General features: G+C 62.8%; 24 protein-coding genes and 1 tRNA gene. 6 read left to right on the plus strand and 19 right to left on the minus strand.

The window, feature by feature from the left end:
- Positions 1 to 6: 6 nt before the first annotated feature.
- On the plus strand, positions 7 to 360 hold the full coding sequence (locus AC1RCO_RS01900) for a hypothetical protein (protein WP_401332169.1): 354 nt from the start codon (positions 7 to 9) through the stop codon (positions 358 to 360).
- The gene (locus tag AC1RCO_RS01905; protein ID WP_401332171.1) at positions 357 to 620 is read left to right on the plus strand and encodes a hypothetical protein; all 264 of its coding nucleotides are present in this window, start codon (positions 357 to 359) and stop codon (positions 618 to 620) included. Before AC1RCO_RS01900 ends, AC1RCO_RS01905 begins: the two co-directional genes overlap by 4 nt.
- A 4-nt stretch (positions 621 to 624) precedes the next feature.
- On the opposite strand, the gene AC1RCO_RS01910 is transcribed toward AC1RCO_RS01905, so the two are convergent.
- Positions 625 to 966 carry a hypothetical protein gene (locus tag AC1RCO_RS01910; RefSeq protein ID WP_401332173.1) on the minus strand — a complete coding sequence of 114 codons (342 nt, stop codon included), beginning with the start codon at positions 964 to 966 and terminating at the stop codon, positions 625 to 627.
- A gap of 287 nt (positions 967 to 1,253) precedes the next feature.
- Between AC1RCO_RS01910 and AC1RCO_RS01915 the strand changes: the two genes are divergently transcribed.
- Complete coding sequence (locus AC1RCO_RS01915) at positions 1,254 to 1,547, plus strand: hypothetical protein (protein ID WP_041752365.1); 294 nt, start codon at positions 1,254 to 1,256, stop codon at positions 1,545 to 1,547.
- A 219-nt stretch (positions 1,548 to 1,766) separates the two neighbouring features.
- Here AC1RCO_RS01915 and AC1RCO_RS01920 read toward each other — a convergent pair.
- Positions 1,767 to 1,854, minus strand: a tRNA-Ser gene (locus tag AC1RCO_RS01920).
- Between the two features lie 123 nt (positions 1,855 to 1,977).
- Between AC1RCO_RS01920 and AC1RCO_RS01925 the strand changes: the two genes are divergently transcribed.
- The gene (locus tag AC1RCO_RS01925) at positions 1,978 to 2,649 is read left to right on the plus strand and encodes a Bax inhibitor-1/YccA family protein (protein WP_011062013.1); all 672 of its coding nucleotides are present in this window, start codon (positions 1,978 to 1,980) and stop codon (positions 2,647 to 2,649) included.
- A 79-nt stretch (positions 2,650 to 2,728) separates the two neighbouring features.
- Here the strand turns inward: AC1RCO_RS01925 and AC1RCO_RS01930 are convergent, their stop codons facing one another.
- The 17 genes from AC1RCO_RS01930 to AC1RCO_RS02010 form a co-directional block, all read right to left on the minus strand.
- The gene (locus tag AC1RCO_RS01930; RefSeq protein WP_065363292.1) at positions 2,729 to 3,229 is read right to left on the minus strand and encodes a type II secretion system protein M; all 501 of its coding nucleotides are present in this window, start codon (positions 3,227 to 3,229) and stop codon (positions 2,729 to 2,731) included.
- 3 nt (positions 3,230 to 3,232) lie between these two features.
- The gene (gene gspL / locus AC1RCO_RS01935) at positions 3,233 to 4,372 is read right to left on the minus strand and encodes a type II secretion system protein GspL (protein ID WP_262212330.1); all 1,140 of its coding nucleotides are present in this window, start codon (positions 4,370 to 4,372) and stop codon (positions 3,233 to 3,235) included.
- Between the two features lie 6 nt (positions 4,373 to 4,378).
- On the minus strand, positions 4,379 to 5,263 hold the full coding sequence (gene gspK / locus AC1RCO_RS01940) for a type II secretion system minor pseudopilin GspK (protein ID WP_492617309.1): 885 nt from the start codon (positions 5,261 to 5,263) through the stop codon (positions 4,379 to 4,381).
- Positions 5,256 to 5,900: a type II secretion system minor pseudopilin GspJ gene (gene gspJ, locus AC1RCO_RS01945; protein ID WP_492617310.1), complete on the minus strand. Its 645-nt coding sequence runs from the start codon at positions 5,898 to 5,900 to the stop codon at positions 5,256 to 5,258. The genes gspK and gspJ overlap by 8 nt, the downstream gene beginning before the upstream one ends.
- On the minus strand, positions 5,897 to 6,292 hold the full coding sequence (gspI, locus tag AC1RCO_RS01950) for a type II secretion system minor pseudopilin GspI (RefSeq protein ID WP_065363296.1): 396 nt from the start codon (positions 6,290 to 6,292) through the stop codon (positions 5,897 to 5,899). The genes gspJ and gspI overlap by 4 nt, the downstream gene beginning before the upstream one ends.
- A complete protein-coding gene (gspH, locus tag AC1RCO_RS01955; RefSeq protein ID WP_065363297.1) occupies positions 6,267 to 6,761 on the minus strand; it encodes a type II secretion system minor pseudopilin GspH in 495 nt (164 codons plus the stop codon). Before gspH ends, gspI begins: the two co-directional genes overlap by 26 nt.
- Positions 6,762 to 6,764: 3 nt before the next feature.
- Positions 6,765 to 7,199, minus strand: coding sequence for a type II secretion system major pseudopilin GspG (gene gspG, locus AC1RCO_RS01960; RefSeq protein ID WP_072450556.1), 435 nt, complete (start codon positions 7,197 to 7,199; stop codon positions 6,765 to 6,767).
- Positions 7,200 to 7,216: 17 nt separating this feature from the next.
- Positions 7,217 to 8,434, minus strand: a complete 1,218-nt coding sequence (gspF, locus tag AC1RCO_RS01965; protein ID WP_492617311.1) for a type II secretion system inner membrane protein GspF — start codon at positions 8,432 to 8,434, stop codon at positions 7,217 to 7,219.
- A gap of 2 nt (positions 8,435 to 8,436) precedes the next feature.
- Entirely contained in the window at positions 8,437 to 9,930 is a 1,494-nt protein-coding gene (gene gspE, locus AC1RCO_RS01970; RefSeq protein ID WP_065363299.1) for a type II secretion system ATPase GspE, read from the minus strand.
- Positions 9,927 to 11,741: a type II secretion system secretin GspD gene (gspD, locus tag AC1RCO_RS01975; protein WP_492617312.1), complete on the minus strand. Its 1,815-nt coding sequence runs from the start codon at positions 11,739 to 11,741 to the stop codon at positions 9,927 to 9,929. Before gspD ends, gspE begins: the two co-directional genes overlap by 4 nt.
- A 119-nt stretch (positions 11,742 to 11,860) precedes the next feature.
- A complete protein-coding gene (locus AC1RCO_RS01980) occupies positions 11,861 to 12,394 on the minus strand; it encodes a type II secretion system protein N (protein ID WP_065363300.1) in 534 nt (177 codons plus the stop codon).
- A complete protein-coding gene (locus AC1RCO_RS01985) occupies positions 12,391 to 12,897 on the minus strand; it encodes a cytochrome b (protein ID WP_123430511.1) in 507 nt (168 codons plus the stop codon). The genes AC1RCO_RS01980 and AC1RCO_RS01985 overlap by 4 nt, the downstream gene beginning before the upstream one ends.
- A gap of 66 nt (positions 12,898 to 12,963) precedes the next feature.
- Positions 12,964 to 14,484: an N-acetylglucosamine-binding protein GbpA gene (gene gbpA, locus AC1RCO_RS01990; protein ID WP_073857945.1), complete on the minus strand. Its 1,521-nt coding sequence runs from the start codon at positions 14,482 to 14,484 to the stop codon at positions 12,964 to 12,966.
- A gap of 318 nt (positions 14,485 to 14,802) precedes the next feature.
- Positions 14,803 to 16,332 (minus strand): N-acetylglucosamine-binding protein GbpA, encoded by a 1,530-nt coding sequence (gbpA, locus tag AC1RCO_RS01995; RefSeq protein ID WP_072449898.1) that lies wholly within the window; start codon positions 16,330 to 16,332, stop codon positions 14,803 to 14,805.
- Between the two features lie 123 nt (positions 16,333 to 16,455).
- Positions 16,456 to 20,076: an ATP-binding protein gene (locus AC1RCO_RS02000; RefSeq protein WP_492617313.1), complete on the minus strand. Its 3,621-nt coding sequence runs from the start codon at positions 20,074 to 20,076 to the stop codon at positions 16,456 to 16,458.
- A 71-nt stretch (positions 20,077 to 20,147) separates the two neighbouring features.
- Positions 20,148 to 20,789 carry a response regulator gene (locus tag AC1RCO_RS02005; RefSeq protein ID WP_077934451.1) on the minus strand — a complete coding sequence of 214 codons (642 nt, stop codon included), beginning with the start codon at positions 20,787 to 20,789 and terminating at the stop codon, positions 20,148 to 20,150.
- A gap of 305 nt (positions 20,790 to 21,094) precedes the next feature.
- Positions 21,095 to 21,532: an Lrp/AsnC family transcriptional regulator gene (locus AC1RCO_RS02010; protein ID WP_011062012.1), complete on the minus strand. Its 438-nt coding sequence runs from the start codon at positions 21,530 to 21,532 to the stop codon at positions 21,095 to 21,097.
- A gap of 132 nt (positions 21,533 to 21,664) precedes the next feature.
- On the opposite strand from AC1RCO_RS02010, the gene AC1RCO_RS02015 reads away from it, so the two are divergent.
- Together AC1RCO_RS02015 and AC1RCO_RS02020 are read left to right on the plus strand one after the other, a co-directional pair.
- Positions 21,665 to 22,558 carry a DMT family transporter gene (locus AC1RCO_RS02015; RefSeq protein WP_011062011.1) on the plus strand — a complete coding sequence of 298 codons (894 nt, stop codon included), beginning with the start codon at positions 21,665 to 21,667 and terminating at the stop codon, positions 22,556 to 22,558.
- A gap of 251 nt (positions 22,559 to 22,809) precedes the next feature.
- Positions 22,810 to 25,083 (plus strand): FdhF/YdeP family oxidoreductase, encoded by a 2,274-nt coding sequence (locus AC1RCO_RS02020; protein WP_011062010.1) that lies wholly within the window; start codon positions 22,810 to 22,812, stop codon positions 25,081 to 25,083.
- The last annotated feature ends 29 nt before the right edge of the window (positions 25,084 to 25,112 follow it).

A 25,112-nucleotide genomic window follows, 5' to 3' on the forward strand; every position in this document is an offset into this window, starting at 1 on the left:
TGGCGGGTGGCTGGCGTTCTGCTGGCCGTCGTCTTGGTGCTGGTCGCCGGCGCTGTCTTGGGGGCCTGGCTGGCTTCCAGGCATTACCGCCCGCTGCTCGACACCGCCCAGGAGGCTCTGGCCACGGCAAAGGCTGGCCGCGCCAACCTGGAAGCCCTGGCGGGGGAGCAGGGGCGGAGACTGGGTGATCTGGTGCTGGCTGGCCAGGAGCGTGAGCGCCACGCTGCCCAGGCCCAGGCCGACGCCCAGGAGCTGGCCAAACACGACTACTCCGCGGCAAATCGCCTGCTGCAGGAGCGCACCGGCGGCGACCCGGCGCCGGTCGCCGAGTCGATCATTGATCAGGAGCTGGGCTTATGAAGTGGTTGCTGATGGGAGCCGTGGTGCTGATGGCAGGGTGTGCGGCGCGGGAGCCTGAAGTTCGTACCGTCCGGGTGGAGGTACCGGTGCAAGTACCCTGCAGAGTGTCGGCGGTGCCCGTGCCGGCCTGGGCCACGGACAGCCTCAAGAAGACCGACAGCTTGGAGCTGAAGGTGCGGGCGCTGCTGGCGGAGCGCCGGCAGCGGATTGGATATGAACGGCAATTGGAAGCCGTGGCTGCAGCTTGTAAGGACGAATAATTCGTTACGCGTATTCCACCTCGAGGGTCATTTTTCCGTTACTCCCCATCATCGCAGAGATGTTTACACCATCAATTGGAATATTGAGATTTGCGCCGGCCTGTTGATCAATAGTCACTTTGATTTTTTTAGCGCCACTTTCTTTCCCTTGCTTGATAATTTCGACAGCCGCTTTCCCTTGGTTTTCAACTGAAGTGCTTTCTGAGTTTGCTTTAAGCAGTTGCTCTCCTGCGAAGAGTGCAGTCGCTAGCGGATTTACGAACCAGGCAAGCACACTGCCTTCGCGGAAAAAGTCTGCGGCAGACTTAAGCCCGTAGGATGTGGTGACGTCGAATTCATCTTTCATTTTCACTCCTGGCATTTTGCTATCCATTGATTTAAGTAGCTTATCGAAAGCCTCATAGGAGCGCCATGTGTCGTCCCTTGCCATCTTCAATCCGTAGGCAATGATTGTTTTGCGGGCATGCTCAGGGCTGCGACGAAGTCGTGGATGCCGTGGTATTGCGAAAGTCGTCCGCACATAGGCGTTTCTCCCTGCCGAGGAGAAAGCATAGCTCCGTCTGTCGGCGTCAATTCGCTTGCACGCCAAGTGGTGAAATACTGTTCATATATACAGTTTTGGCGTGATCCCCCATGAATTTTCTTATCGTTCGCCGCAGGGAGCGTGGCGCAGCAATACCTTCCGAGAGGCTCAGCAAGATTCAGCCTGTCAAAGGAGACATCCATATCCTGGAGAGCCACAGTCAGGCGCTGGGACGACCTTGCGTTCAGGCTTGGATATTCAAAAGCGATCCAGGCCCTGATGTGTTCCCGCGACTGCTCGATGCAAAGGTCAACGGCATGGCGCAGCTTGGGATGAACATCAATGGCGTTGAGGAAGTTGATGGCGCCTTGTATGCGCAGTCATGGTGGTGTCGGGTGGAATAGGGGATGTGGTCGTTCGGCAGGACGCCGGAGGAGGGCTACAGCAGTATGCGCCATCGGCATATTGCGGTTGCAGTAGATTGAGGCGAAAACCTCTCAAAAAGATCAAAGTATTCGGACGCGTCCAAAAAATGCTTGAGCTGGGTAGGTGAGGAGAGGCTGGGAGCAAAATACTCCAGACACAAAAAAGCCCTGAAAAATCAGGGCTTTCTCGTTGAGATTTGGCGGAGGCGTAGAGATTCGAACTCTAGGACCTGTTACAGTCGGCGGTTTTCAAGACCGCTGCCTTAAACCACTCGGCCACACCTCCAGATCGCATTGCGGGCGCCATAATACCCGAATGAAACACACTGTCAAACTCTCTGCGTCGCGAGTTACAGAGCCTCTGTTATCATCCATGCCACTAAATGTTTCCCCCAACAGGAGTGTCGCCATGCGCGAACAGGATTACGCAGTTAACAACGGCGTGCAGGCCGAGCAGCTAGAGGTTAGCCGCGTCCTGCGCAACACTTACGGCCTGCTGGCCCTGACCCTCGCGTTCAGTGGGGTGATGGCCTATGTGGCACAGCAGATGCGTGTCGGTTATCCGAACATCTTCGTGGTGCTGATCGGCTTCTACGGTCTGTTCTTCCTCACCAACAAACTTCGTGACTCGGCCTGGGGCCTGGTGTCGGCTTTCGCCTTGACCGGTTTCATGGGCTTTTTGCTCGGCCCGATTCTCAACCGCTACCTGGGCATGCAGGGCGGCGCCGAAGTGGTCAGCTCGGCCTTTGCCATGACGGCACTGGTATTCGGCGGTCTGTCGGCCTATGTGCTGATCACCCGCAAGGACATGAGCTTCCTCGGCGGCTTCATCACCGCCGGTTTCTTCGTCCTGATGGGCGCCGTGCTGGCCAGCCTGTTCTTCCAGATCAGCGGCCTGCAACTGGCGATCAGCGCCGGCTTCGTGCTGTTCTCCTCGGTGTGCATCCTGTTCCAGACCAGCGCCATCATCCACGGCGGCGAACGTAACTACATCATGGCCACCATCAGCCTGTATGTATCGATCTACAACCTGTTCGTCAGCCTGCTGCAACTGTTCGGCATCATGGGTCGCGATGACTGATCACAGGTGCTGAGCCATTGAAAAAAGCCCGCTTCGGCGGGCTTTTTTTTGTCCTGGACTCCTTGGGACGTTCAGTTTTTCAACGTGCCTGTACCTGCATTCGCGCGGTGGCGACGGCGTCTTTGTTGACCTCGATGGAAAACGCCAGCACGTCCACCTGTTTCTGTTCTAGCTCATCAACCCAAGCGATCACCCCGGTGAGCGGGCCTTCCAGGGCCAGGCTGACCCGACCGGGCGCTTCGTTGTCCATGCGCTCCAGGCTGATGCCGGCCTGGCTGCTGGAACGGGCCAGCATGCCGGGCAGGGCTTCGGCCGAGATTGCCGTGACGGGGCTGGCAGGTTTGCCAGCATGCAGTTGGAGTATCAGGCGCTGCAATTGTGTGGCCTCGATAAAGCGTTGTTCGGCAAGCTGCAGGGCTTGTTGTTGTGGCTGCCAGAGCAAAAGGTAGGCGCCGGTCAGGGCACTGAATAGGGTCAGCCCTTTAAGGGCTCGCTGTTCGCGTTTCGCCAGGCGATGCCAGTGCCCCAGGGGTGGGTGGAGCAGGGCGGACAGTGGTTTTTTCAGTAACGGCAGGCTCATGCCTCACTCCTTGATCTGCAACCGTGCGCTGACCCCTCGGGCATCGCGGACGGAAGAATCGGTACTGGCATCCAGGCCCTGGGCAATCAGGCCTTCGCGCAGTTGTTGAAGATCGGAGAACGCTGGTGCACTGATCTGCAGGTTCCAGCCTTCGCCGCTTTGGTAGTCGAGGCGCTGTACCTGGGCCAGGGCGCCGTAACTGGCGCTCCATTGCTCGGCCAGCAGTGACAGTTTGTGGGCGCTACCGGAGCTTTTCTCGACCTTTTGCTGTTGCTTGGCGTGTACCTGGGCGGCGAGGTCGGTCACAGGCTCCTCAGTACCCGAATGGGCCTGCCACAATGCCTGGTTCTGCGCCTGGAGCTGCTCGCTCTGCTGCTCCAGGTACCAGCGATGGCCCATGCTCTGCAGCAAGTGGGAGCCTGCGGCCACCACCACTAGGAGCAGGGCCAGGCGCCAGGGGGCCGTTTGCCGGGGGCGCTGCAGGAATTCGCCCTGGCGCAGGTCGATGGCCTGCTGCGCGCCCTGGCTCAAGCATTCCCAGGGACGTTCATCGGCCTGCCAGTGATGCTGGTCGAAACTTTCCAGGCCCGGTGGTTGCGGCCCCTGCCAGTGCAAGTCTGCCGGAAGCAGGGGGGCCAGGTCCGCCAGTTCGCACGGGTACAGGGCCAGGCGCATCGGCGCGCTGCCTCCCAGCAGCCAGCGACCGTCCCAGGTTAGGGCCCGGGGCTGGTCTGGGGGCAGGCAATCGGCGTCGACATGAATATGCGAAGGCTGCAACCCCAGTTCGGCCAGTTGTCCAAGGCACTGGTTCAGGTGCTGACGATTGACCGCCAACACCGCGCAATGGCGTTTGTCCTTGAGTGGCCCGTGGGCCAGGTGCAGGTTGTCCAGTTCATCGATCAGTTGTTCTTCCAGCGCGCTGTGCAATGCCTGGCGCAGCCAGCGTCCACTGCGGGCGGGCACGCTGACCTGATGGTGGCTGGCCATTTCCATGGGAAGCAGCAGGCTCAGGGGCTGGTTGCCCAGCGCGGCCGCAGCCTGCTGCAGGTCGCCCTGGTGCAACTGGCCACCGGCCTGCCACCAGAAGCATTGCCAAGGCATGTTGCCGGTGGCACGGGGAGATAGATAAAGCCACTGCCTCATGTCGTTCTACTCGGTCTTCGGTTGTTCAGGAGGAGTGGGCATCAGCGTGCGCTGCTGCACCCGGACCTTTTCCCTATCCATGACTCGCAGGTCGCTCACCAGGCGCAGGCGTTGCCGGCCCTGTTCGACATCGATGGTGGCGCGGAACTGCCGACTGCTGACGCCAAGCCCCTGAGCTTTGATGTCCCGGCCCTGGAGCACCGGGTTGGAAAGAAAACGGGTGATATCGGGATAGCCACCTTCCGGACGGGAACTGACCAGAATGCGAGCCGTGGGTAGGTCGATGCCTTCAACACTGGCCAGGACCTCGGCGCGGGTGGTGTTGACGTTGATCGGGCTGTTGCCGAATACCCCCACTAGCGGCTCAAGCTGTTGCAGGGTCTGGCTGTCCACCCCGGGTAGTTGGCGCAGTTCACTGAGGTCGCTAAAGGGCAGCGGAAGGCCATCACGGTTGTTCTGGCCGACCAGGAGTGCCGGATCGTGGGCCCGGATGCCTTCCAAGGCCAGCAGGCGCTGGTAGCGGGCCCGCAGATTCAGATCGCTGCGCTGGCGCAGGCTGTTGAGGTTGAGCCGGGCACCGAGGTCTTGCAGTTGGACATGAATGCGTCCATCGCCGATCTTGAACGCTGGCGCCGGTTGCGCCCAGTGCTGCCCCAGGTGGGTCACCAGCAGGCCGTCCTTGTTGCGAGTGTCTTCGAGCAATTGTTGACGGGCCCAGGCTTCACCGCTCAGCGCCAGTTGCCAGAGCTGCTGTTGTTCTATCAGGTTGCTGCTGGCGTGCAGGTTGAGCCGCTGGCGGGCGAGCATATTGCTTACCACCATGGTCACCAGGGCGGTGATCAGCAATACGCTGAGCAGGGCCACTCCTCGTTGCCGGGCCAGGTTATTCATGCAGAGCGGCCTCGTCGGGTTCCTGGGCATCGAGGCCGCCGGGCAGCAGTATCAGCCGGCGTACCTGTGGGTAGCCGGGGGCATCCAGTTCGATTTCCAGGGCCGCCGGCAGGCTCAGGCTCTCGGTCCCTGCCGGCCAGTGTTCGTGGGCCTGGCCGCGGGCATCGATAAAGCGCAGGCGAGTCAGCTCCACGCCAGCCAGCAGTTGCTGGTTCTGGCTGATGGGGGCGGGTGGAGGCTGTGCCGCCCCGAGGACGGCCAGGGGTTGGGACAGGGACAGGGTGTCGCGTACCCAGCTGCCGCCTTCCCAACGGTGGCTGACTTGTAGCAGGTTGCTGCGCGGGTACTCCAGCGGGTTGCGCCAGCCACCGCGTACCAGGCGAATGCCGTCAGGCTGGCTGATCAGTGCCTGGCTTTGGCTGGGGTCGTCCGCCAGCGGGTGTCGACGGGCTTGCACCAGGTCACGCTCCAGCACACTCATGGCCCGTTGCAGTTGACGCAATTGCTGCTCATGCAGGCCAATGCGCTGATCGCTGCGCAGCACCCTGTCGAGCATCTGATAGGTGGCCAGGCCCAACAGGCTGAAAATGGCCATGGCCACGATCACTTCGAGCAAAGTGAAACCGCGCTGGTTCATGGCCGGGCCTCGATGTAGCCAAGCAGTTGTGCACGGCTGTACTGGCGTGCGCGTTGCTGGGTGGTTTCGACGGAGACGCGCAACTGGACTTTGAGCAGACGGCTGTCGGGTGCGCTCTGGATATCACTGAACAGCCACCAGAGGCGGCCGCCGAACTCGATCTGTTCCGCACTGCGTTGGCTCTGCGGCTCTCGCAGGCCGATGCGCAGTTCATTCATGCGGTTGTCGGCGATCCACAGCGCCTGGGTGCGCTCGGTGAGGTTTGCGCTGTTCATGGCCACATGCTGCACCGCACTGAACAGGGCGATCGACAGGGTGGCAAAGATCGCCAGAGCGACCATGACCTCCAGCAGGGTAAAGCCCTGTTCAGTTCCGGGTTTCAATTTGCGCATCCTGTATGCCATCGCTGGAAAGGCTCAGCAGTGCTTGGTCGCGGTATTCGAACCACAAGGTGAAGGCGCTGGTTTCATCGCTGGAAAGCACCAGCAATTGCGGCAGGCCAGTGCGGCTGTCACTGGTACCCAGGGCCGCGCCGGCCTCGGGTACGTCCAGGCGCAGGCGCAATTTGGCGGGTAGTGCATGCGTGCGCAAATCCCTGTCCTCGATCCAGCGACCCTGCTGGTCCAGGCGCAGCACCCAGTAGCCGTCGGGCTCGATTCGCACGCCGTAGTCGCTGTAGTTGAGCAGCGCTTCCTGGCGCAGCAGCTGCAACAGGCCCAGTAGGCGCTGTGCTTCCTGGTGCGCCTGGCGGCCACCGGAGTCCGGGCGTACGATGCCGACCAGGCCGGCGGTCAGGGCGATCAGCAGAATCACCACCAGCAGTTCAAGCAGGGTGAAGCCCCGGGTACGGTGGCGCTGCACGGTCTATTGTTCCCAGTTGCCAATATCGCTGTTCACGCCTTCGCCGCCGAGCTTGCCGTCGGCGCCAAAGGAAAACAGGTCGTAGGCGCCACCCTTGGTGCCGGGCACCCGGTACTGGTAGCCATTACCCCAGGGATCGACCGGCAGGCGCTTGAGGTAACCGTCGGGGTTCCAGTTGCGGGCCGCCGGGCTGCCACTGGGCTTGCTCACCAGCGCCTGAAGGCCTTGCTGGCTGCTGGGGTACTGGTGGTTGTCGAGGCGATAGATGTCCAGGGCCATGGCAATGGCATGGATGTCGCTCTGGGCGGCGGTGGCCTTGGCCTGATCGGGGCGGCTCATGATCTGCGGTACTACCAGGGCGGCGAGAACACCGAGAATGACTACCACCACCATGATTTCGATCAGGGTAAAACCGCGTTGCTTGTTTCGTGTGTGCACGTTGGGGGATTCCACATTCAGGTGATCAGTTGGTTCAAGCTGAGGATCGGCATCAGGATCGCCAGGACGATGACCAGCACGGACGCGCCCATGAACACCAGCATGGCCGGCTCGAACAGGCCCACCAGCAGGGCGATGCGGTTGGCCAGCTGTGCTCCCTGCTGCTTGGACGCGCGTTCGAGCATGCTGTCCAGCTCACCGGAGCGTTCACCGCTGGCGATCATGTACAGCATCATCGGAGGGAAACTGCCGTTGAGCTCAAGCGCTCGGGTCAGGCTGATACCTTCGCGTACGCCACGGACGATGTCTTTCAGACCGGTACGAATTTTCTGATTGGCAACGACCTCACTGGCGATCGCCAGAGAGTCCAGCAGCGGTACGCCACTGCGCCCGAGAATCGCCAGGGTGCTGACGAAGCGCGTGCAGTTGCTGGCCCTGACCAGCCCGCCAATGATTGGCAGGCGCAGCACCAGCGCATGCCAGCGTTCACGGTTGGCCGGCTGTTTCAGGAGCATGCGCAGGGCCGTCACTGCGGCGCCGATCAGGATCAACAGCAGCAGGCCGAAGTCCCGCAGGAAGCCGCTGGTGGCGATCAGCCCGCGGGTCAGCAACGGCAGCTCCTGGCCACTGTCGATGAATACCTTGATCACGTCCGGCACCACGAAGCCCAGGAGGAAGCCGACGATGCTGATGGCTGCCACCATGAGAATGCTTGGATAGAGCATGGCCAGATGGATCTGCTGGCGTGCGGCCTGGCTGGCTTCGGTGTAGTCGGCGAGGTTCATCAGCACCTGGTCCAGGTGCCCTGAATGTTCGCCGGCGGCCACCGTGGCCCGGTACAGGTCGGGAAAGGCCTTGGGGTAGGCGGCCAAGGCCACGGCCAGGCTGTAGCCTTCGAGGACCCGAGCACGAAGCGCCAGCAGCATGCTTTTTACCCGCTGCTTTTCGCACTGTGCGGCCACGGCAGCGAGCACTTCCTCCAGGGGCAGCGAGGCTTGCACCAGGGTTGCCAGTTGCCGGGTCAGCAGGGCCAGCTCGGCGCTGCTGAGGCCGCCGCCAGCCGTCTTGACCTCGCCCAGGACGGTGCTGCGATGGCCCTGGCTGGTGGTGATTTTCAGAGCGATCAGCTGGCGTTCGCGCAGCATTTGGCGGGCCTGGCGCGGGCTGTCGGCCTCCAGTACACCGCTGGATTTCTTGCCGGCGGCGCACATGGCCAGGTATTCGTAGGCGGCCATCTTCAGTCCCTCTGGGTAACCCGCAGCAACTCTTCAAGGCTGGTGAGCCCCTGTAGCACCATGACCTGGCCATCGTCGAACAGGCTTGGGCTGTGTTGCCGGGCGTGGCTGACCAATTCATGTTCTCCGGCGCCGGTGTGGATCAACTGGCGTAGGACGTCGTCGAACAGCACCAGCTCGTAGATCCCGCGGCGGCCGCGATAGCCCGAGTGCTGGCAGTTCGGGCAACCCACTGGCCGGTACAGTTGTGGCGCGCTATCCGGGCCCACGCCCAACCGTTCGCAGGCGGCGGGATCGGCGTCATGGGGCTCCTTGCATTCGGGACACAAAAGACGTACCAGGCGCTGGGCCAGTACGCCCAGCAGCGACGTGCAAAGCAGGAACGGCTCGATGCCCATGTCCACCAGGCGGGTCACCGCGCCGATGGCGCTGTTAGTGTGCAGGGTCGAGAGCACCAGGTGCCCGGTGAGGGAGGCTTGCACGGCGATTTCCGCGGTCTCGCGGTCGCGGATTTCACCCACCATCACCACGTCCGGGTCCTGGCGCAGGATGGCCCGCAAGCCACGGGCGAAAGTCATGTCGACCTTGGCGTTGACCTGGGTCTGGCCAATACCGGTGAGGTGGTACTCCACCGGGTCCTCGATGGTCAGGATGTTGCGCTCCAGGCTGTTGAGGCTGGCCAGCCCGGCGTACAGCGTGGTGGTCTTGCCGGAGCCGGTGGGGCCGGTCACCAGGAGGATGCCGTGGGGTTTGTGCAGGGCGGTTTCCAGGCGCTGGCGTACCGCCGGGTTCATGCCCAGGTGCGCCAGGTCCAGGCGCCCGGCCTGTTTGTCGAGCAGGCGCATCACTACCCGCTCGCCGTGGCTGGAAGGCAGGGTCGAGACCCGGACATCCACTTCATGCCCGGCGATGCGCAAGGCAATGCGACCGTCCTGGGGGATGCGTTTCTCGGCGATGTCGAGCTTGGCCATGACCTTGATCCGTGACACCAGCAGGGTCGCCAGTTCACGCCGCGGGCGCAGCACTTCGCGCAGCAGGCCGTCGACCCGCAGGCGTACCGAAAGGTGTTCCTCGAACGCCTCCAGGTGCACGTCGGAGGCCTTGCTTTTGACCGCTTCGCTGAGGATCGCGTTGATCAGGCGAATGATCGGGGCGTCGTCTTCCTGCTCCATCAGGTCGGTGGTTTTCGGCAACTGCTCGGCGAGGCTGGAGAGGTCGAACTCTTCATCGAACTGTTCGCCCAGGCCATCGGCCACCTGCTTGGCACCGTCCTGGCCGTCGCGGTAGTGGGCAGCCATGCGCTGGGCGAAGGCCTGTTCATCGAGGATTTCGCTGCGCAGTGGCGCACCGTTGAAGCGGCGGACCTCGGCGATCACCGACCAGGGGGTATTGGCGCGGCAATAGAGCACCGGGCCCTGGGCCTGGTGCTCCAGGACCACGCCGTGACGGCGGGCATAGGCGAACGCCAGGCGCGGGCTTGGGTTGGGACTGATCATGGCTGCGGTGCAATCCCTTGGGTACGCATGTCGATCAGGCCCTGGTCGCCGTCACTGTTGGCATCGAACAACTGATGCGGATTGTGCGGAAGCTGGCCGCGGGTCTTGCCATCCAGGGGGCGCAGGGCGCGCAGGTTGTTGTACTTCTGGGTGCTCAGCTTGTCGGCATTGGCCGTATTGCGCAGCAGGGTCGGACGCAGGAACACCATCAGGTTGGTCTTCTCGTTGACCTCCTTGCTGCTGCTGAACAGCTTGCCGAGCCAAGGGATATCACCGAGCAACGGCACCTTGCTCACCTGGACCTTGATGTTGTCCTTGATCAGGCCGCCAAGCACGATGATCTGCCCGTCGTTGGCCAGGATGGTGCTCTTGACCGAGCGCTTGTTGGTGATCACATCGCTGGTGCTGATGCCGGGTGGTGCCGCGGCCAGCTCGGAGCTTTCCTGTTCGACTTTAAGGCGCAGAAAGTTGCCTTCATTGATATGCGGAGTGACCTTGAGGGTGATCCCCACGTCCTTGCGCTCGACGGTGGTGAAGGGGTTGCTGGCCCCTGCGGTGTCGGTGGTGTAGGAGCCGGTCTGGAATGGCACGTTCTGGCCGACGAGAATTTCCGCCTGCTCATTGTCCAGGGTCAGCAGGCTCGGGGTGGACAGCAGGTTGTTGTTGGAGTCGCTGGACAGGGCGGTGATCAGCGCGCCGAAGTTGCTACTGCCGATGCCTATCACGGCTCCGTCCGGGAGGGTCGGGCTCTTGCCGCTCTCCAGGTTGCCCAGCAGGGTGCCGATAGTCATGCCGGCGCTGTTGAAGTTGCTGACGGCGCCCCATTTGCCCCGGCCTGCGGCCCACTGCACGCCGAGGGCCTGGTTGATGTCGCCACTGACTTCGACGATGGCCGCTTCCACCAGCACCTGGGCGCGGGGCTGGTCGAGTTCGTCGATGATGCTTTCGAAGGTCGCCAGTTGTGCCGGTGAGGCCATCAGCACCAGGGCATTCTGGCTTTCGTCGGCGCTCACCAGCACCGGGCTTTCCTGTCTCTGATTGTCGCTACCGCGGCTTCCCGCTTCCAGGCGCTTGCCGATCCCGCTGAGCAGTTCTTCGAGCTTCTTCGCATCGCTGTGATTGAGGCGTCGCACTCGGGCGTTCTCGCCGACATTGTTCGGCACGTCGAGGCTCAGGGCCAGGCGCTGCATCTGTTGGCGAATCGGTGCCGGGCCGACCAGGATCAGGCGGTTGCTGCGCGAATCGCCGATAGCCTTGGCGCTGCTCTGGCCACTGCTGTTATCGGTCAGGCTTTCGCTCAAGGTCTTGGCCACGTCGTTGGCCCAGGCATGCTTGAGCTGGAGAATGTTGAACTGACGCCCGCCGGCGTTATCCAGTTCTCCGATCACCTGGCGCACGCGTTGCACGTTGTTGGCGCTGTCGGAAACGATCAATGAGTTGGATGTGGTGGAAGCTGCCATGTAGGCGTCGGAGGCGACCAGAGGGCGGACGGCGGAGACCACTTCGCTGGCGTTGACGCTGTGCAGTTCGATGACTTCGGTGATGAACTCTTCGCTGCCCTCGTCGGGTTGGGCGTAGGCTTTGGTCTTGGCCTCGGCTACCGGCAGGATCAGTACCCGGTCGCCCTGGTCCATGGCCACGTAGCCCTGGCTGCGCAAGGCGGTGAGAAACAGCGAGTAAATGCCTTTCTGGTCCATGGCGGTGGTGGACTGGACCGTGACCTTACCGTTCAGGCGCGGGTCGAGGATCATGGTCTTGCCGGTGATCTGCCCGACCTCGTTGATCAGGTCGCGTAGTTCTGCGTCCTTCATGTTCAAGGTCCACTGTTGTCCCTGGGGAGGTTTTTCAGCGGCCTGGACGGGGCCGATCAAGGTGCTAAGGGCCAGTAGGGAGCCTGCAATGAATGTTCGTTTCATGATGTCTTGGGGGGTCACAAAGAGGGTTGAACGAGGTTGTGGGTTTCTGCCCGCACAGCAGTGCTTTGAGGCATTTCGGGGGCCATGGGCAACGGCATCAGCAGGGGAGTCGAGTGGTGGGCCAGAGACAGCGACTGGTCTTCGCCAAAGCGTTGTATGCGCACCTGTTGGGTGCTGATCTCGCGCAGGCTGCCACCTCCAGGAAGGGGCTCGCCAATGCCATAGAAACGGCTGCCCTCAGGGGATTCAATCAGCGCCCTGGACAGTTCCGGGCGACGTTCCACCAGGCTGGCCAGCAGCGTCAGCGGCACTCTTGGCAGGTTGCCGGTGGCTTCCTGGGGCAGCACACCGAACAGTTGGGCTATGGCCGCGTTGTTCGGCGGCAGGCGCGGCGGTTCGCTGACGGCCAGGGGCCCTGGGCGCACGGTCTCGTCCAGACGCTGGGCGAACAGGAAGCTGTTGTAGGCGAGCCAGCCCAGCCAGGTCACCAGCAACGACAACGCGCCGATCTGTAGAACGGCGCGTGGGCATCGGCGCAGGAGGTTCATAGGCTCATGTGCCGCAGGAGTTTTTCACCGCGCCAGTGATGGATCACCACCGCTGCCACATGCCCGACCACCAGCAGCGCCAGCACGACGCAGGCGTACTTGTGCACCCTATTGAAGAAGGCGGTGAGCAGCGGTTCCTGCAGCGGCTGGGGCAGTGACAGCAGGCCGAAGACATTGATCGGGCGTTCCATCATCAATACGCCAGTGGCCAGCACCAGGCCGGTCGTGAGGTAGAGCGCCAGGTGTCCGCCCTTGGCCAGCAGGCGGGCGAGCCGATGGGGGGAGGCCGGTTCCTGGCGGTCCAGGGCACACACAACTCGCAGGCCAAGCAGCGGAATCAGCAGGAAGGTCAACGACACGTTGATGAAGTTGATCCCGTCGGCGATCACGGTGGGCAGGTTGAGCAGGGCGTTGCCGAAGCCACTGAGCGTTGCCCAGATGATGATGGTGGCGAAGGTCCAGTGCAGCAGCACATGAAGCCTGGAGTAATTGCGAGTAGACATAGGGGGCATGACTGGCAAAAGGAAGCGTGGCGCCAAGCGCCACGCTCGGGTTAACGAAGGTGTGGCTTAGTTCTTGTCCCACGCCTGCTGCCAGGCGAAACCTACGCCTGGTTCATAGGCGTTGTTAGTGCTGGTCCAGATGGTGCACCAGCCGGCAACAGGGCCGGTCTTGCACTTGTAGGTGTTGCCATCTTTGGGCTGCAGCACCACTGTGCCAGCCTTGTAGGACTTCAGGCTTTGCGGGAACACGTGGTCGTACTGGCCTGGCTCGCCGCCGCCGTTTTCGGCTTTCAGGGCGAAGCTGGCGGTCTGTTGCAGCACTTCGCCTTTCTTGGAAGTAGCAACCACGACCAGGTCGTACTGACCGGCGCCCTGACCGGTGAGGGTCATGCTGAAATGCGGGTTGTTGCCGGCTGGAGCTTCCTGGAACAGGACGCTTTCACCTCTGGCGTTGAACACAGTGGCTTTCACGGTGTAGTCGCCGCCCTTGGCGATGGCGTTGAAGTGCAGGTCGACCTTGCCGTCCTTGAGGGTGTATTCGGACTGCATGCCAGTGATGGACAATTCGCCCGGCTTGGCAGCCTGCTCCTTGTCGATCATCACGTTGACGATGTCGCTGCCTTTCTTGACCAGGATGTCGTTCTTGCCGAAGTTGGGTAGCACTTCGTCCTTGTCGTTGAGCAGGCCCATCTGGTAGCCCTGCTTGGCAGCGTTGACCTTCTTGGCCAGTTCGTGCGGCCAGACGTCGGCCTTGGCCAGTTCGGCGGAGCTGATTTGCAGCACGATCTGCTTGGCGGCCTGTTCGCCCTGGGCATTGAACACCCGGGTCTTGACCTTGTCGCCGATGCTCAAGGCTTCCGGGTTGACCTGGCCGACAGTGGTCCAGCCCGAAGGAATGACTGCACCGTTGTCGATGTTCAGGTCGACCACTTGATAGAAGGTGGCGTCGGTGTCGTGGACTTTCCAGGTCGCCAGCACGACGTGGTAGCCGCTGCGGTCGGACGGAATGTTCACGGTGTGCTTGGTGGTTTCTCCAGCTTTCGCCGGAACGTTGAGGGCTGGCCATGGCTCATCCAGCAGTGGGGTGCTTTCGAAGGAATCACGGGTCAGTGGCTGGTTGGGGTTCCAGTCTTTCTTGGTGATGTAGAACTGCCAGTAGCGAGTGGCGTGCGGAGCGGCGTACTTCCAGGCGAAGGTCTGCGGGCCTGGCTTGATGGTATTTTTGGTCCAGCGAGTACTGCTTTGTTCGTTGATCGCGGAGAAACGATCCAGGCCGCCGGCAGGAATGGTGCCGTTGGCCGGGCCGCACTTGGTGAAGTCACCGGTACAGGCCTGGGCGGCGCTTGGGAAGTGCGAGAAGCCGCCTTCGAACTTGCGGCCGATGTACTCGGTGCTCTGTGGCTCGTAAGCCACCGCTCCGCAGTTGCTGTTCTGGTTCAGGCCTTTCTCGTTGCACATGTAGGCACGGGACTTGGGGCTCTCGATGTAGCCGTGAGCGCAAGCTTGCTGAGCAGCAACGCCGGCAACGCTCATGGCCAGGACCAGAGGCAGCTTGAGGAACGAGCGAACTCGGTTGGATTTGATCATTGTTAGATCCTTGAGCAGATAGAAGGAAATGCAGGAGTTCTCGGGGGCGCCACTGGGGACCGATCTGAGGGGACGGTTGGCATCCGTGCCAGAGCTGCCCTGGGAACAACCACAGGCTACGCGGCAGGGTCTGGGAGGGGACATGGGACGAGTACGAGAGTCGCCAGCTAGCGCTGTTGGGCAGCAAGGGCCAGGCGTGCCGGGCGTTTTCGCGCGTTTTTGCGCGATTGCCAGCACTGGTACGGAGCGTGCTTTGTACGCAGAAAAAGCGTGGCATTCACATGCCACGCTCCAAGGTGAAACCTTCACCACTGATGGTTACTGGCGATCCCAGGCCATGGTCCAGTGACTACCGGTACCTGGCTCGTAATGCGTCGCTCCGGCCTTCCACTGCACGCAGTAGCCGCTGTAGGGGAAGGGCTTGCACTTGTAGGTATTGCCGTCCTTGGGTTGCAGCACCAGGGTGCCGGCCTTGTAGGTGCTCAAGCCTTGGGGGAAGACGTGATCGTACTTGCCGCCTCCCTCACCGCCACCGCCGCTTTCCTCCTGTTTCAGGGAGAAGCTGGCAGTCTGCTGCAGCACTTCGCCTTTCTTCGACGTGGCTACCACGACCAGGTCGTATTTGCCGGCGCTCTGACCGGTCAGCGTCATGGAGAAGTGCGGGGTATTGCCGGCTGGAGCCTGTTGGAACGCCACGCTTTCACCCTTGGCGTTGTACACCGTGGCTTTCACTGTGTAGTCGCCGCCCTTGGCGATGGCGTTGAAGTGCAGGTCGACCTTGCCGTCCTTGAGGGTGTATTCGGACTGCATGCCAGTGATGGACAGTTCGCCCGGCTTGGCAGCCTGCTCCTTGTCGATCATCACGTTGACGATGTCGCTGCCTTTCTTGACCAGGATGTCGTTCTTGCCGAAGTTGGGTAGCACTTCGTCCTTGTCGTTGAGCAGGCCCATCTGGTAGCCCTGCTTGGCAGCGTTGACCTTCTTGGCCAGTTCGTGCGGCCAGACGTCGGCCTTGGCCAGTTCGGCGGAGCTGATTTGCAGCACGATCTGCTTGGCGGCCTGTTCGCCCTGGGCATTGAACACCCGGGTCTTGACCTTGTCGCCGATGCTCAAGGCTTCAGGCTGAACTGCGCCGACAGTGGTCCAGGTCGACGGAATGGTGGCGCCATTGTCGATGTTCAGGTCGACCACCTGATAGAAAGTGGCGTCGGTGTCGTGGACTTTCCAGGTCGCCAGCAGCACGTGGTAACCGCTGCGGTCGGACGGGATGTTCACGGTGTGCCTGGTCTTGCCGCCCGCCGCGGTCGGGGCGTTCAGGGCTGGCCATGGCTCGTCCAGCAGAGGTGTGCTTTCGAACGAATCACGGGTCAGTGGCTGGTTCGGGTTCCAGTTTTTCTTGGTGATGTAGAACTGCCAGTAGCGGGTGGAGTGGGCCGCCGTGTAGTGCCAGGTAAAGGTCTGCGGGCCCGGCTTGATGGTGTTCTTGCTCCAGCGCGTGGCGGTCTGCTCGTTGAGCTCCGAGAAACGCGCCAGGCCGCCGGCAGGGATGGTGCCGTTGGCCGGGCCGCACTTGGTGAAGTCACCAGTGCAGGCCTGGGCGCTGCTTGGGAAGTGCGAGATGGACCCTTCCCCCGGGCGGCCGATGTACTCGGTGCTTTGTGGTTCATAGGTCACGGCGCCGCAGTTGGCGTTGAGCTTGCCACCATTGGTATGGCACATGAAGGCGCGGGATTTCGGGCTCTCGATATAACCGTGAGCGCTGGCTTGTTGAGCCGCGAGCGCAGCCATGCCGATGGCCATGGCCAGCGGAAGCTTGAGGAATGAACGGGCTCGGTGCAACGTGATCATCGATTGATCCTTAGTTGGGAATTATTGGATTCAACACGCGATCGTGGGGAAGGATGTGCAGCTGGCACCCCTGTCTTGCGCCCCCCGAAAGCAAGCGCAAGGGTAGGAAGGGCGGGCGCCACTTCACATGGGACAAGTACGAGAGTCAGTCAGCGGCGCGCGAGCAATGCCCCTGGACCAGGGCCTGAGGGGCTGGCGCAGGGCCGCCAGGTCGGCCTTGGCCTGTTCGAAGATGCGCTCCATGCTGTGCAACAGGTCGGCCTGGCAACGGCGGACTGCCTGTGGCTGTCGCACGTTGACCTGGCGCAGGGCCTGGCAGGCCGCGGCCATTTCGCTGGCATCGATCAGACAGGCCACGCCGGTCAGGCGGTGGCTCAGGTCACCGATGGTCTCCGTCATGGCGGCCAGGTCGGTGTCGCGTATCTGCTGGATCTCTTGCTGCAGGTTTTTGGTCAGCTCAAGGAGAATGCGCCGGCGCAGGATCGAACTGTTCCGGCCTGCTTCATCCAGGTGGTCGAGGCTGAAGGCGCGAATATCCCGAGGCTCTTCCTCGACCGGCGCGTAGTTGTTCAGGACTTCCTGCAGGCGTGCCAGGGTCACCGGCTTGATCATCAGGTCGTTCATCCCGGCGTTGGAGCACTGGGTGGCTTCATTGCTCAGGGCACTGGCGGTGTAGCCGATGATCAGCCGCTGGGGCAGCCCCAGGCGCCGTTCATCCTGGCGCACGGTGCGAGCCAGGGCGTAGCCATCCATGCCCGGCATGTTGCAGTCGCTGATCAGCACGTCGTAGGTGGATTCGCTCAGGGCCAGCAAGGCCTGTTCGCCGCTGCACACATGTTCTGCCTGATGCCCCAGGCGACCCAGTTGCAGAGTCAGCACCAGGCCGTTGGTCGACACATCGTCCACCACCAGGACTCGCAGGGCCTTGGCCTCCTGCTGGTCGGGTAACAGGGGCTCGTCCACTGGCCCTGGGGCCAATTGCCAGCTCAGGGGCAGTTCCACACTCACGCAACAGCCCTGGCCGGGCTGGCTTTCCAACCAGATATGCCCATCCATCAACTGGGTCAACTGATTGCAGATGCTCAGGCCCAGGCCCGAGCCGCCGTAGAGGTGGGCGGTGCGCGCGCTGGCCTGGCGATAGGGCTCGAAGATCTGTGGCTGCAAGGCCAGGGGAATGCCGATCCCGGTATCGCTGACGCTCAGGGTCAGCAGGCTGACGCCTTCGCGCAGGACACTTTCGCTGACTCGGACATGGATGCCGCCCTGGTCGGTGAACTTCAGCGCATTGCTGATCAGGTTATGGAAGATCTGCTGCACACGCAGCGAGTCGACCCAGTACAGGCGCTGGCGGTCGGCATGGTAGTCGAAGTGCAGTTGCAGGTTTTTCTCCCGCGCCTGGGCGGCAAACAGGCCGAGGCTGTTGGTCAGCAACGGCTCCAGCGCGGTAGGGTGCGCAGCCAGCTGCATCAGGCCGCTCTCGATCTTGTCCAGGTCGAGGATGTTGCCGATCAGGTCGATCATCGAAGTCGCCGATTGTTGGGCCACCCGCAGGTTGTGCGATGGCAAGGTGCGGCTGCTGGTTTCCAGCTCCAGCAGGCCCACCAGAGCGTTGAGCGGAGTGCGCAGCTCGTGGCTCATGGACGCCAGGAATTCGCTCTTGGCCGCGCTGGCCTTGAGTGCCACCTGTTTGGCTTCGCGCAACTTGATTTCCAGGTGTTTGCGCTCGGAGATGTCCAGCCAGCCGCCGAGCAGTCCCTGTAGCAGGCCCCGGGCGCTGTAGAAGGGGACCAGCCATTGGTACAGGTAATGTTGTTCACCCTTGATCACCAGGCTGGTGTCGAGAAAGCGCGGCCGGTGGTTGTGCAGCAGTTGCAGGTGCTCGTCCTGCAGGACCTGGGCGAACTCCGCTGGCATGTTCAGTTGTTCGGTGGGCAGGCAGCCCTCCACCTGTTCCTGGGAGGTGCTGAAGAACTCCTCGTAGGCGCGGTTGCAGGTGCTCAGGCGACCATGCAGGTCGCAGACGTAGAGTGGCGTCGGCAGACCGTTGAGCAGGGAGAACTGGAATGCCAGCTTGTCCTGCAGCCGGGTCTGGGCGCAGATCCGTTCCTTGACCTGGATCTTCAGCCGCCAGTTCCACACCAGGAACAGGGCGAAGATCACCAGAGCCCCGACGCCGACGTGCCAGGCCTGCTCTGCGGCCCATTCCCAGAAATTCTCCCGGGGGCGTTCGGCCACCACCTGGATATCACTCAGCGGTGCGCGGGACAACGAGTCCAGCAGCTTGTCGAGGATACCCAGCAACTCGCCGGAGCCTTGGGCCACGGCGAACTGGTGGGGGCTGGGCGTGGCCTTGATCGACAGGCCGTATTGCAGGCCGGGGCCAGGCTGCATCGGGTCGCTAGCGGGGCTGTCCAGGGTCGCGTCGGCCCGACGCAGGCGCACCAGGTCAAGGGCCTGTTGGAAGTTGTCGGTAAGCATCAGTTGGATCTGCGGATAGCGCAGACGCAAGTGTTCAAGCAGCGGGTGCTGGCGCGGCAGCGAAAGGGTGTGCCCCTCCATGGCCTCCAGGGAACTGGGGGAGCTGTCTCCGTTGCGGATGATGAAGGTCCAGTTGCGGGTGACATAGGGCTGGCTGAAACGTATCCCGCGGGAGCCGTCGGCAATCGCCAGCGGGCGGCTGGCCAGGTCGACGTGGCCTCTGGCCAGTTGCTCCAGGTCGTGGGACCGGGACTGGCTCGACTCGAAGTTCAGTTCCAGGCGAAAGGCATCGGCGAGGGTCTGCAGCAGCTCGACGCTGCGACCGGACCAGCGCCCGTCGCTGGTGCGATACAGGTACGGCGGCGCTTCATGGGCCAGCAAGTTGATTTGCCCGTGGTCCTGTAACCACCCCAGTTCCTGGGGGCTGAGCATGAACGTGTCGATCGGGGAGTAGGGGAACGGCCCGTGGCTGGCCTGCTGTTGGAGCTTGAGCTTCTGGGCCTCGGGAATGCTCTGCAGCGCATGGTTGAGCAGGGTCAGCAGGGTGAGTTCATCACGGCGCACGGCGAAGGCGAAGCCGGTGTCGGGCAGTTGTGCGGAAAACTTGTTGTGCAGAGCCAGGTCCGTACGTGCCTGGAGGTACAAGCCGGAGCGGAACTGGTCGCCGATGAAGGCGTCCGCTTCGCCCCGGGCCAACTGCTCGAAGGCCAGCGCCGTGGTACTGACCTCGCGCAGTATGCTCAGGGGGTAGGCCTTGCGGACCCGATTGCTGTCCAGGTAGTTCTTTAGCACCAGCACCTGCTTGCCTCGCAGGTCCAGGGGCAGGCTGCGGTCACTGGAGCGGCCGACAATGATGGGCTGGTTGCGCAAATAGGGCAGGCTCAGGCGCAGCTCCGGATTGGCTGCTTCAAAATCGCTGGCCCTTGGCAGCAGGTCGATCCGCTGCTCCAGCAGCGCATCCACCGCCGCCTGGGGCGAAGGCAGCTCGACGTTTTCGAAGTGCAGGTCCAGTTGTTCACCGATGAGTTGCAGGTACTGGTCGGAGATGGCCTTCAAGACCTGATTGCCGGCGCTCTCCATGGGCCGATCCGGCGGTACGATCCGCGCCACCTTGAGGCGCTTGCGCGGCAGACTGTCGCGCAGCTGCAACAGTTTGTTCAGCGGCAGGTTGCTGTCCCGGGCGGCTGGCGGCAGGTTGTCGGCGTGGGCTGTGGCCAGGGTTGGCAGGCTGGCCAGCGGGATAAGCAGCAGGCAAAAGCGCTGCATCCTCCGGCGCACGAAGGAAAGCGAAAAGAGATACATAGAGGGGGGACTCCGGGATGTGCCGCGCTTGCAGCTCAGGAAAGGCCGTGCTCCTGGATGTACAGGAACAGGCTGGCAGAGGTGTCCAGGCCGAGCTTGCGCATGGCGCTGCTTTTTTGCGTGCTGATGGTCTGCTTGCTCCGGGACAGATGCAGGGCAATGGCACCGATGCTCATGCCGGTGCCGTACAGGCGTAGTACTTCGACTTCCCGGGCCGAGAGTTGCTCCGGTTGTAGCAACGGCTTGCCGTGCAACGCGGCGCTGGAATCCAGCAGGTGCTGGATCGACGCGGAGACGAAAGGCGCACGCGGGCTGGCCGCCACGGCCTTGGGCAGGTCGTTGAGCAGGCCGCGCTTGCTCACCAGGCCCTGGATGCCCAGCTTGAGCACGCTGCTGATCAGCGCCGGGTTGTCGAGCATGGTGACCACCACGATCGCCAGCTGCGGGTACAGCGTGCGCAAGCGGCGGATCAGGCGGATACCGTCCACCTGCTCGCCGCCGGGCATCATCAGATCCGTCAACAGCAGGTCGCAGGGGTGACGCTGCAGGTTCTCCAGCAGGGCTTCAACACTGTGGGCCTGGGCGACCACGTCCAGGTTGGCGCGGTTCTCCAGCAGGGTGTGTATCCCAATCAGGGTCAGGGGATGGTCATCGGCTATCTGGACGCGGATCGACATCGTTTTTCGCTACTCGGCTTTTCGACAGGCATGAGCACCCAGCAAAGCGCCGGCTTCCTTTGGTTGGAGTAGGCATTTTGCTAGTGGGTTCGTCAGAGGTTTCGCAGGGTATCACTGAAATTGGCGTCAAAAAGCTGCTGAGGCGCTTTTAAGAATCGTCTTATGTTTGCTAAGAAATGTCCTGTAAATATGTAGGATGCGTAGCTGATTTGTAGTGTGAAACGCCTCTGGATTGGGCTCTCAGCGGTGCTTTTCTGCTTTGTTTCTGGCGTTTTTCAATCCTGAAGGCGCTTTCGGGATGGGGCTCATTCCAGAGGCGGCAGGCGCCGTTTGATCGGCGATTTCTTGACAATCGCGGTGTTGGTTTCGGCGTAGTGATTGAGGTGGTCCAGCAGGCTGTCCAGTTGTTCCATGGAGCGCACCTGGAGACGGGCAATGAAGCAGTCGTCGCCGGTGACCTTGTCGCATTCGGTGAACTCGGCAATCGCCAGGATCTGCCGTTCGACCTCCTGCAACTTGCCCGGCAAGGGGCGGATGCGGACGATGGCCTGCAACTGGTAACCGAGAAACCTGGGGTCGATCTCCAGGGTATAGGCGCTGATCACGCCGCGTTCTTCCAGCCGGCGCAAGCGCTCCGAGACGCTGGGGGCGGACAGCCCGCTGATCTGCGCCAGGGCTTTGAGGGAGCGTCGCGAGTCTTGCATCAGGGCGCTGATCAGGGTTTGGTCGATGGCATCCAGCATGGCGATCTCGTTAGGTGAATGGGCTCTTTGGCCTTGATAAAAAAGGTCTGAATCGATTCTAGCCCAGGTTTTGATCTGGCGATGGGCTCTGCTGGCTGGGCATAATTTGCCCACTTGCAAAGGAGCCTGATGATGGATGCACAAACCCGACGCGGATCATTGGAAATGACCGCTGCCATGCTGATTTCCGGAACCATTGGCTGGTTCGTCCTGGTGTCCGGGCAACCGGTGCTGGATGTGGTGTTCTGGCGGTGCCTGTTCGGCGCCGGGACCTTGCTGCTGATTTGTGGAGCTTTCGGCTTTTTGCGTAAGAACATTCTGAGCAAGCGCGCCTTGATCCTCGCGGTGCTCAGTGGCGTGGCCATTGTCGGCAACTGGGTGCTGCTGTTCGGTTCCTACTCCCGGGCTTCGATCGCCATCGGCACCGCGGTGTACAACGTTCAGCCGTTCATTCTGGTGGCCCTCGGGGCGTTGTTCCTGGGAGAAAAGATCACCCCGCAGAAGCTGTTCTGGCTGGGCCTGTCGTTCGCCGGAATGCTGGCCATCGTCAGTGCCCACGGCAGCCAGGGCGAGGAGGGTGGCGACTACCTGTTGGGCATTGCCCTGGCCCTGGGCGCGGCGGCGCTGTACGCCTTTGCCGCGCTGCTGATCAAGCGCCTGAGCGGCACGCCGCCGCACCTGATCGCCCTGATCCAGGTCTGCACCGGGGTGCTGTTGCTGGCGCCCTGGGCCAACCTCGGCGCGCCACCCCAGCAGGCCAGCGCCTGGGCCAGCCTGCTGACCCTGGGCATTCTCCATACCGGGGTGATGTACGTGCTGCTGTACGGGGCGATCCAGAAACTGCCGACGGCCCTGACCGGCGCCTTGTCGTTCATCTACCCGATTGCGGCGATCCTGGTCGACTGGGTGGCCTTCGGGCACCGCCTGGGGCTGCTGCAATGGGTGGGCGTGGGGGCGATCCTGCTGGCCGCGGCCGGCATGCAGCAGGGCTGGACCCTCAAGCGCCGGCGCAGCGTTTTGCAGTAGGCGCTACAGGTTCTGGCGGGGGCCTGCAATAGGCTCCCCCGGGCCTGGCCGGGGCCCTGGCATGGGCCCTGTACCGGTCGGCGCCTGGCCTTGACAGGCCAACCCGCAGGGCTAGATTTTACCCTGCGCTGAGGCTTTTCCAGCGCGCTTGCCCCCTGATCCAGGCCCCTGGGCATCCTGCCCTGGCGCGCCTCGGTCACCCGCAACCACCGGTTCGCGTCGTGCAGCGCCGGGCCGGCCCTGGAGCGCTCATGAGTACTCGACGCAAGGTTCCCGGAATCCGCAACTACGATGGTCCCGCCGGTGGCTGGGGCGCGCTCAAGGCCACTGCGACCGCGGTGCGCGAGCAGATGGACACCCTCAAGGCGCCGCTGACCCTGATGCGCACCAACCAGCCCGACGGCTTCGACTGCCCGGGCTGCGCCTGGCCGGACAAGGAGCACAAGTCGACCTTCCAGTTCTGTGAAAACGGCGCCAAGGCGGTGACCTGGGAGGCTACCAACAAGCGGGTAACCCCGGCGTTCTTCGCCCAGCATCCGGTGACCTCATTGCTGCAGCGTTCGGACTACGAACTCGAAGACCTCGGGCGCCTGACCGAGCCCCTGGTCTACGATCGCGCCAGCGACACCTTCAAGCCTGTGGCATGGCAGGACGCCTTTGCCCGCATCGGCGAGATCCTGCGCAGCCTGCAACCCGAGCAGGTGGAGTTCTACACCTCCGGGCGCGCGTCCAACGAAGCGGCCTACCTGTACCAGCTGTTCGCCCGGGAATACGGCTGCAACAACTTTCCCGACTGCTCGAACATGTGCCACGAGCCCACCAGCGTCGGCCTGCCGCGGTCCATTGGCATCGGCAAGGGCACGGTGTCGCTGGAGGACTTCGACCTCTGCGAGCTGATCATCTCCATTGGCCACAACCCCGGCACCAACCACCCGCGGATGATGGGCACCCTGCATGAAGCTTCGCGGCGCAAGGTGCCGATCATGGTCTTCAACCCTTTGCGCGAGCGCGCCCTGGAGCGGTTCGCCGACCCGCAGAACATGGTGGAGATGGCCACCTACGGCTCCACCCGCATCGCCTCGTCGTACTTCCAGGTCAAGGCCGGCGGCGACGCGGCGGCTATCAAGGGCATCATGAAGGCGCTGCTGGCCCTGGAGGACAGCCTGGGGCAAGTCCTGGACCAGGCATTCATCGCCGAGCACACCCAGGGCTTCGAGGCCCTGGCGGCGGACCTGCATGCCACCGCCTGGGCAGACATCGAGCAGGCCAGCGGCCTGCACCAGGCGGACCTGGAAATGGTCGCCGCGGCCTATGCCAAGTCCAACGCCACCATCGTCACCTACGGCATGGGCATCACCCAGCACAACGAAGGCACGGCCAATGTCCGGCTGATCTGCGACCTGCTGATGCTGCGGGGCAACCTGGGCAAGCCGGGGGCGGGGATCTGCCCGTTGCGCGGCCACTCCAACGTGCAGGGCAACCGCACCGTGGGCATTACCGAGAAGCCTTCCCCGGCCTTTCTCGACAAGCTGCAGCAGACCTTCGGCTTCACCCCGCCGGCGCATCACGGTCACGATGCGGTGCAAGCCATGCAGGCGATGATCGCCGGCAGCGCCAAGGCCCTGCTGTGTCTGGGGGGCAACTTTGCCGTGGCCCTGCCGGACCCGGGCCAGTGCTTCCCGGCCATGGGCAAGCTGGACCTGAGCGTGCACATCGCCACCAAGCTCAACCGCAGCCACCTGCTGGTGGCCCGGGAAACCTTCCTCTTTCCCTGCCTGGGCCGTACCGAGCTGGATATGCAGGACGGCCTGCGTCAGGCGATCACCGTCGAAGACTCGATGTCCATGGTGCATGCCTCGGCCGGCAAGCTGGCGCCGGCCTCCGAGTTTTTGCTGTCGGAACCGGCGATCGTCGCCGGCATGGCCCGGGCCACCCTGCCGGGCAGCCGCGTGCCCTGGCTGGAGCTGGTGGCCGACTACGACAAGATCCGCGACCTGATCGAACAGACCGTGCCCGGCTTTGACGACTACAACGCCCGCATTCGCGTGCCGGGTGGTTTCCGCATGCCCCTGGCGGCAGCCGAGCGGCAGTGGCTGACGCCCTCGGGCAAGGCCGAATTCTTCGTCTTTCCCGGGCTGCATGAGGACAAGGAAGTGGACGGCGCCGATGTGCTGCGGCTGATCACCCTGCGCAGCCACGACCAGTACAACACCACCATCTACGCCCTGGACGACCGCTATCGCGGGGTGTTCGGCCGCCGCGACGTACTGTTCATCAGCCCGGCGGACCTGGCCGCCCGGGGCCTGGCCCATGGCGACCTGGTGGACATCGAAACGGTGATCGGCGGGCGCCGGCTGCGCTACGAGAAGATCACCGCCATCGAATACAAGATCGCCAATGGCACGGTGGGCGCCTACTACCCCGAAGCCAACCGCCTGGTGCCCCTGGACTACCTGGACGTGGACAGCGGCACGCCGTCCTACAAATCGGTGCCGGTGCGAGTGTTGCGCTCAAGCCCCGCTTGAACGGAGCCACAGCGCCACAGCGCCTCGCG

This window comes from Pseudomonas sp. GW823-FHT03E05, from assembly GCF_058796855.1.